1 rRNA gene is annotated in these 761 nt (G+C 57.7%); it reads left to right on the forward strand.

The window, feature by feature from the left end:
* Window positions 1-761: ribosomal RNA gene (locus KM934_RS12880) — 23S ribosomal RNA — on the forward strand; the annotation flags it as partial.

Raw genomic sequence — 761 nt, forward strand, 5'->3', positions numbered from 1 at the left:
TTAGTCGGTGGGGGCAGACGCGAAACCAAGTGATCTACGCATGTCCAGGATGAAGTCCGGGTAACACCGGATGGAGGTCCGCACCAATAAGCGTTGAAAAGCTTCTGGATGAGGTGTGCGTAGGAGTGAAAGGCCAATCAAACTTGGAGATAGCTCGTACTCCCCGAAAGGCATTTAGGTGCCGCGTGTGGCGTTCCCCTGGAGAGGTAGAGCGACCGATAGGACGCGAGGGCTTCACCGCCTATCAAGTCCTGACGAACTCCGAATGCTTCAGGGCAGGAGCCATGCAGTAAGGGGGCGGGTGCTAAGGTCCGTCCCCGAGAGGAGAAGAATCCGGACCGCCGCCTAAGGCCCCGGAGTTTCCGCCGAGTCAGTCTAACGAAGTCCGGTCCCCGTGACAGCCAGGATGTTGGCTTGGAAGCAGCCATTCATTCAAAGAGTGCGTAACAGCTCACTGGTCGAGGGTCCGGGCGTGGATAATAATCGGGTGTAAGCGGAACGCCGAAGGCGCGGGATAGCAGAGCAATGAAAAGTATCGGTAGGGGAGCATTCCACCGGCGTTGAATGCGTGGAGCGATCCGCGCTGGAGCTTGTGGAAAAGCAAATGTAGGCATAAGTAACGATTAGGAGGGCGAGAACCCCTCCCGCCGTAAGTCTAAGGTTTCCCGGGCAATGCCAGTCATCCCGGGGTCAGTCGGGTCCTAAGCCTCATCCGAAGGGAGAGGGCGATGGCAGAGACGGTCAACATTCCGTCACTTGCC

The organism is Hallella faecis, from assembly GCF_018789675.1.
In the GTDB taxonomy this organism is placed as follows: domain Bacteria; phylum Bacteroidota; class Bacteroidia; order Bacteroidales; family Bacteroidaceae; genus Prevotella; species Prevotella faecis.